At 69.5% G+C, this 6,509-nt stretch carries 7 protein-coding genes; 1 reads left to right on the top strand and 6 read right to left on the bottom strand.

From position 1 onward, the window contains the following. Nucleotides 1–35 precede the first annotated feature (35 nt). From UO65_RS03820 to UO65_RS03810, 3 genes are all read right to left on the bottom strand, one after another. Nucleotides 36–1,334 carry a sugar ABC transporter substrate-binding protein gene (locus UO65_RS03820; protein ID WP_233427430.1) on the bottom strand — a complete coding sequence of 433 codons (1,299 nt, stop codon included), beginning with the start codon at nt 1,332–1,334 and terminating at the stop codon, nt 36–38. A gap of 194 nt (nt 1,335–1,528) precedes the next feature. Then, nucleotides 1,529–2,467: a lactonase family protein gene (locus tag UO65_RS03815; protein WP_035278749.1), complete on the bottom strand. Its 939-nt coding sequence runs from the start codon at nt 2,465–2,467 to the stop codon at nt 1,529–1,531. Between the two features lie 123 nt (nt 2,468–2,590). Next, on the bottom strand, nt 2,591–4,360 hold the full coding sequence (locus UO65_RS03810) for an MFS transporter (protein ID WP_035278748.1): 1,770 nt from the start codon (nt 4,358–4,360) through the stop codon (nt 2,591–2,593). A gap of 123 nt (nt 4,361–4,483) precedes the next feature. Between UO65_RS03810 and UO65_RS03805 the strand changes: the two genes are divergently transcribed. After that, the gene (locus UO65_RS03805; RefSeq protein ID WP_035278746.1) at nt 4,484–4,861 is read left to right on the top strand and encodes a PPOX class F420-dependent oxidoreductase; all 378 of its coding nucleotides are present in this window, start codon (nt 4,484–4,486) and stop codon (nt 4,859–4,861) included. A 279-nt stretch (nt 4,862–5,140) separates the two neighbouring features. Here the strand turns inward: UO65_RS03805 and UO65_RS03800 are convergent, their stop codons facing one another. From UO65_RS03800 to UO65_RS36545, 3 genes are all read right to left on the bottom strand, one after another. Continuing rightward, nucleotides 5,141–5,566 (bottom strand): Imm1 family immunity protein, encoded by a 426-nt coding sequence (locus UO65_RS03800; RefSeq protein ID WP_035278745.1) that lies wholly within the window; start codon nt 5,564–5,566, stop codon nt 5,141–5,143. Further along, nucleotides 5,563–5,910 (bottom strand): DddA-like double-stranded DNA deaminase toxin, encoded by a 348-nt coding sequence (locus UO65_RS36550; RefSeq protein ID WP_161784424.1) that lies wholly within the window; start codon nt 5,908–5,910, stop codon nt 5,563–5,565. Before UO65_RS36550 ends, UO65_RS03800 begins: the two co-directional genes overlap by 4 nt. A 65-nt stretch (nt 5,911–5,975) precedes the next feature. Next, entirely contained in the window at nt 5,976–6,341 is a 366-nt protein-coding gene (locus tag UO65_RS36545) for a hypothetical protein (RefSeq protein WP_035278742.1), read from the bottom strand. Nucleotides 6,342–6,509: the final 168 nt, after the last annotated feature.

The following is a 6,509-nucleotide window of genomic DNA, read 5'->3' as shown; positions in this document are numbered from 1 at the left end:
CGGCGCGGTCGACCGGGGTCGTCGGCGCGGCCATGTCAGCCCGCGAACGCCTTGTTCAGGGCGGCGTTCGCGTCGGAGGTCGCCGCGTCGATGTCCTTCGCGCCGGTCAGGTAGGCGGTCAGCATGTCCTTGAGCGGGTTCTGGCCCGCCTCGATGGCCGCCCAGCCCGGGGTGGCCGGGACGGACCGGCCGTTCTTGGACGCCTTGGCCATCGCCGCGTTCACCGGGTCGGCGTCGAGGGCGGAGGTGTCGGAGGAGGTGCCGGGGATCATGCCCGCCTTGGCGAAGTCGGCCTGGTACTTCGCGCTCGCCATGAGCTTGAGGTAGTCCTTGGCCAGGTCCTGGTTCGCGCTCTTGGCCGGGATCGCCAGGTTGGAGCCGCCCTGGAACACCGGGGCGGTCTTGCCCGCGTCCTTCGACGGGATGGGGAACGCCGAGGTCTTCGCGGTCAGGGTGGGGTCGGACTTGGCCGCGGTGGCCACCTCCCACGGCAGGCCGACGAACATGGCGACCTTGCCCCCGCCGTAGATGCCCGCCTGCTCCGGGGTCTGCTCGTCGGCGTCCTTCGGGGCCTTGGTGCCCGAAGCCTCGGTGAGCTGCTTGTAGAACTCCAGGCCCGCCTTGGCCTGCGGGGAGTCCAGGGAGGCGGTGAACTTCGTGCCGTCCTGCTTCGCGATGTCGCCGCCCTCGTCGTAGATGAACGACAGCAGGCTGTACCAGTTCTGGCCGGGCAGGTAGAGGGCCTGGAAGTCGGGGTCGGAGCCGAACGTGGCGCGCAGCTTGGCGATGGCGTCGAGCCACTCCTGCCGCGAGGTCGGGGCAGCGGTGATGCCCGCCTGCTCGAACATGTCCTTGCGGTAGAGCACCTCGCGGTTGGCCGCGTAGAACGGGATCGCGTACTGCTTGCCGTCCCAGGAGCCGGAGGCCTTGAGGCTGGCCAGCCACTGGTCACCGCTGAGCGCGCCCGCGTCGGCGGTCAGGTCGGTCAGCACCTCCGCGGCGGCGAACTTCGGCGCCTGGGTGTTGCCGATCTCGATCACGTCCGGCGCGTCGTTGCCCGACAGGGCGGTGGTCAGCTTGTCCTGGATGCCGTTCCACTGCTGGATCTCGTACTTGACGGTCACCTCGGGGTGCGCCGCCTCGAACTCCTTGTGCAGCGCGTCGGTCAGCGTGGTCGGCGCCGAGCCGTTCATCAGCCACACCGTCACCGTCCGGGGCCCGGACTGCGCGGCCTCCCCGCTCCCGCCGGAGGAACCGGCGCAGCCCGCCAGCGCCAGCGCCACCGTCGCCGCCAAGGCGACCCCACCCACCGCAGATCTCGACCGAACCCTCACGAGCGGCACCCTTCCCGAACAACCACCGAGTGGTTTAGACCATTGCGCCCCAGAGTGGTGGGTGGTTCTCGGGATTGTCAAGACACTTCCGGAAACGTGATGCCCTTGGGCCCCCGGTTCGCGTTCCGGGCGGCGCCTTCCCAGTTAAGGCCGCGATTCACGGTCCGGCGCCCTTGCCCGGCAAGGATTGACGGTCAGCCCAGGAAGGCGACCACCGACGCACCGCGCACGCGCGTCTCGCCCACCGGCTCCGACAGCAGCCCGGTCGCCGGGTCCCACGGCAGCCGGGTGACCGAGTGCGACCGCTGGTTGGCGACGTACAGGTGCGTTCCGTCCAGGGCGCAGTGGCGGGGCCAGTCGCCGCCCACGGGGACGGCCTGCACGACCTCCCGGTGCTCCAGGTCGACGACCGCGACGGTGTTGTCCCCGCGCAGCGTGGCGTAGGCGAAGCGGCCGTCGGGGGACAGGACGATCTCGGCGGGCTGGTTGCCCGCGGGCAGCGGCAGCGCCCAGGCGGGGGTGAAGGTGCCGGTGGCCGCGTCCCAGTCGGCGGCGACCAGCTCGGGGCGCAGCTCGCCGAGGATGTGGGCGCGGTCGCCGTGGAAGGCCAGGTGGCGGGGGCCGAGGCCGGGCGGCAGGTCCAAGCGGGCGTGCGCGGTGAGGGCGCCGTCGACGATCCGGTGGGTGTGCACCGCGTCCGAACCGAGGTCGACGGAGATCAGCCACCGGCCCGACGGGTCGGGCAGGACCTGGTGGGCGTGCGGCTCGGCGCCATCGTGGCGCAACCGGGTGCTGCTCTCGCCGGGGGTGCCGTCGGCGGCCAGCGGGTGCGCGCCGACCGTGCCGTCGAGGTAGTGGGCGACGACCAGGTGCCCGGCGTGGGTGGTGAGGTGGGTGGGCTGGGCACCGAGGGTGGGGCGGGTCCGGCGGACGGTGAGGTCGGTCGGGTCGAGGGCGGTCACGGTGCCCTCGGGCAGCTCGTTCACCGCGTACAGGGTGCCGCCCGCCAGGTGCAGGAAGGACGGCTCCCGGACCTCGGGCAGCGCGCGGGTGACGGCGAGCGCGCCGTCGTCCAGGACGTCGGCCACGACCAGGCCGTCGCCGTCGATCGTGCCGATCACAGCCGTGCGCATCCGGGCCTCCCGGGTCTGGTGGGGGTGCGCATGAGAACTACCACGCCCCCGCTGCCCGCGCTCACGGACGACCGAGGCGACCGCCCCCGGTGGGGACGGCCGCCTCGGTCGGGGTCCGGCGGGTCAGTCCGATCCGCGGGCCGGGGTGCTGGCGGTCAGCTCACCGGCGATCCCGGCCAGCTCCTCGCCCACGGTCTCGTGGTGCCCAGCGGGCTCGGCCCGCCGCTTCTCCACGGCGAACCACGAGGCCACCGCGCCGATCAGGCACGCGACGATGGCGAACACGAACGCCACGGTCAGGCCGTCGGAGAACGGGCCGCTGATCAGGTTCGGGAAGAAGCTGCGGCCGGTGAGGAACGCGCTCTGGTCCGCGGGCAGCGTCGACAGCGTCGGCCCGAGGAGTTGCTCGATCGGGTTGTAGCCCAGGAAGGCCGCGAACAGCACCGCCACCGCGGGCAGGGCCGCGACCTGGGCGGCCTGCTCGGCCGGGACGCCGTGCGCGGTGAGCCCGGTGGCCATGGCCGAGGGCAGGTTCGTCGACAGCCCGGCGATGATCAGCCCGAAGAACACCCCGATCGACAGGACCATCGCCGAGTTCTGGAACGTGGCCGTCATCCCGGCGCCCACCCCGCGCGCGTCCCCGGGCAGGCTGTTCATCACCGCGGCCCGGTTCGGCGAGGAGAACAGGCCCATGCCCAGGCCGTTCACCAGCAGCAGGGTGGCGAACACCGGGTAGGAGAAGTCGACCGGCAGCATCGTCAGCGCCAGGAACGTGCCCGCGGTGACCACCAGGCCGACCGTGGCGAACACCCGGGCGCCGTACCTGTCCGACAGCACCCCGGAGATCGGCGCCGAGACCAGGAAGCCGACGGTCATCGGCAGCATGTAGATGCCCGCCCACAGCGGCGTCGACTCGAAGCTGTACCCGTGCTGCGGCAACCAGATCCCCTGCAACCAGATGATCAGGATGAACTGGAGCCCGCCGCGGCCGAGCGAGGCCATCAGGTTGGCCAGGTTGCCGAAGGAGAACGCGCGGAGCTTGAACAGCGACAGGTCGAACAGCGGGTTGTCGATCCGCGTCTCGATCACCGCGAACGCCACCAGCACCAGCGCCCCGCCGATCAGGCCCGCCAGCACCCACGGGTTGCCCCAGCCCATGGCGCTGTCGCCGTGGGGCTGGATGCCGTAGGTGATGGCCACCAGCACCGCGATCAGCCCGACGGCGAAGGTGGTGTTGCCCCACCAGTCCATCCGCGCGTGCTTCGGTTCGCCGGTGTCGTGCAGCTTCAGGTACGCCCAGATCGTGCCCAGGACCCCGAACGGCACCGACACCAGGAACACCCAGTGCCAGTTGACCGGCGCCAGCACGCCGCCAATGACCAGGCCCAGGAACGACCCGGTGATCGCCGCGACCCCGTTGATGCCCAGCGCCATGCCGCGCTGGTGGGCGGGGAAGGCGTCGGTGAGGATGGCGCTGGAGTTGGCCATCAGGAAGGCCCCGCCGACGCCCTGCACGATCCGCCACGAGATCAGCCACCAGGCGGCGGCGTCGCCGTGCATCCAGGTCACGGCCAGCAGGATCGACGACAGGGTGAAGATGGCGAAGCCGGTGTTGTACATCCGCGCCCGGCCGTACATGTCGCCCAGCCTGCCGAAGCTCACCACCAGCACGGCGGTGACCACCAGGAACCCCATCATCAGCCACAGCAGGTACCCGGTGTTGCTCGGGTCCAGCGGGTTGATGCCGATCCCCTTGAAGATGTCGGGCAGCGCGATCAGCACGATCGAGGAGTTGATCGTGGCGATGAGCAGCCCGAGCGTCGTGTTCGACAGCGCGACCCACTTGTACCGAGGCCCCAGCTCGGCGAGTGTCCGCGTGCGTCCCTTGGGCACCCCTGTACCTCCAGCCTGAGGAAGACTTTTAGGTTAGCTACGCTAACGGATTTCGTTGCCCATGCCAACCATCCCCACCTTGTCGCCCGTCACACCCCACCGGGCGCGGAGTAGGTTGGGCCGGTGGCCCACAGCGACGAATTCCTCGCCTTCTGGGGTGAGCGGCACCTGTGCACGCTCACCACCCTCCGCCCCGACGGCACCCCGCACGTCGTCCCGGTCGGCGTCACCTACGACCCGGAGACGGCCACCGCCCGCGTCATCACCCACGGCGCCTCCCGCAAGGCCCGCAACCTCCGCGACGGCGGGGTGGCGGTGGTGTGCCAGGTGGACGGTGCCCGCTGGTCCACTTTGGAGGGAGTGGCGGCGGTCCGGGGGGACGCGACCGCGGTGGCCGACGCGGAGCGGCGGTACGCGCTGCGCTACCGCGAACCGCGGCCGAATCCCGAGCGCGTGGTCATCGAGATCCAGGTGACCCGGTTCCTGGGGACCTTGCGCTAGAGCACGCACTGTCGGGCGCCGGGCTTTGAGGGGGCGAGTGCGCTTCGTCGTGACCGCGCGACCAGGGCTCGGGATTTATCGGTGTTGCCCGTCTGGGGGAATCTGCTTGACCACCGGGGCGACCCCTACGGCGATCATGCGATCCAGAGTGTCAGGTGGGCTGAAAGATGCCCCACCGCCCAGGTGGGCCGCTACCAAGTGGGTCGCCAATCGCGCCGAGGATGCTGAATCCCGCGTCATGTTCGACGGGGGTCCGTTGGTGCGCCAGCACAGCGCTGCTCATTCAAACTGCGACAGCAGCGAAGCCGCTTCTTTCCACTGCACGCAGGTCGGGCGTTCCCCGGTCGTCAGGAACTCGGCCACAGCGGCATAGACGGTGTCGACCGGGACTTCGGCGTAGGGCGGGATGTTGGTCTCATCCATTCCGGCGAGGTAGTAGCCCGACCATTCGTCATTGGTGCCGATGGTGGGTACGTAAGCTGCGGCGCTCAGTCCCCATTCCAATACCCCGACCGTGTTGTTGACACCGAACGTCAACACCCCCTGTTCCCTGTTGCGGAGGTCGATCCGCTCACGCGACAGCGACCAGGCCCACGGAATCTCCACGCCGGCGTCGTTGAGTTCCCGGACTTGGGCGACCAGGTCGACGCCTGGCGGGATCATGGCGAAGAACAGGAACGGGTTGTGGGTCAGTGGTGTCGTCACAGCGGCGCTTTCCCCCGGTAGATTCGCTTGAATGGATTTCCTTGGGCGTCGGAACCCAGAACGGTCAACGTCCGACCTTCCGGCAGGAAGCTCTCCAGATAGTCGTGACACCCTTGCGAAGGGTCGCCCGATCCGCACGGAGCATGATTTATTATCACTTTTCCGTGGTGGGCGTGGTTGTTCACCATCACCATGACCACTTTCATCTCGACGTGGTTCGCAACGCGGACGGCCTGTCTCATGTCCAAGGTCTGCAAGCGTTGCCCCACTTCCTGAGTCCACCCATCCGACCGGTGCGCGGTGAGTGTGCCGAAGTCGCGTCCGTCGATCAACGCGTGCCCCACGATGACAACGTTGCCCGTGCCCCGGCGCACCCGTGGCGGGAGATCATCGCAGTAGGGCACCGCTTCTACCGGATAACGGTCGCCGTGCTTTTCTCCACCCCGGGTGAGGCGGGAGATGGAGCCAGTCGTGGCCGTGCCGGGGTTGGATTCGGCCCCACCTGCGACGGAACCTGTGGTGCACCTGATGACGGCGTACCGTTCCCGGGGTGTTCCGCTGAGGCGAGGTGGGCCTCGATGAGCTGTTCGGTCTCGGCGACGCTCCGCCATACCACGCGCAGCTCCTCCAGCACGGCCGCGCAGGAGGTCGGCATGTAGCCGATGATGCTCACGGCCTGCTCGATCACGGTCGCCGCGACGACGAGGCACTCCCGTACCGCCGTCAGCTTCGCCAGCACCGCGTGCAGCGCTACGGCTGGCTCCCCCGCCGACATCAGGCCATCCCGTGCCTCGGCGAGGAAGGTTGACGTTCCATATCACTTATTGTTGCTCAATATCGCTCTCGGTGACCACTTTGATGCCGGTGTCCTACGCCTGGGGTGCCCCCGTTGCCGCACTCGTACAGACCGCGGCGGCGCCCGCTGACGCAAGTTGCACAACGT

The sequence above is a fragment of the Actinokineospora spheciospongiae genome (assembly GCF_000564855.1).
Lineage (GTDB): Bacteria > Actinomycetota > Actinomycetes > Mycobacteriales > Pseudonocardiaceae > Actinokineospora > Actinokineospora spheciospongiae.
Note: the sequence above shows the minus strand (reverse complement) of the source record. Positions and strands in the feature narration are given on the sequence as shown.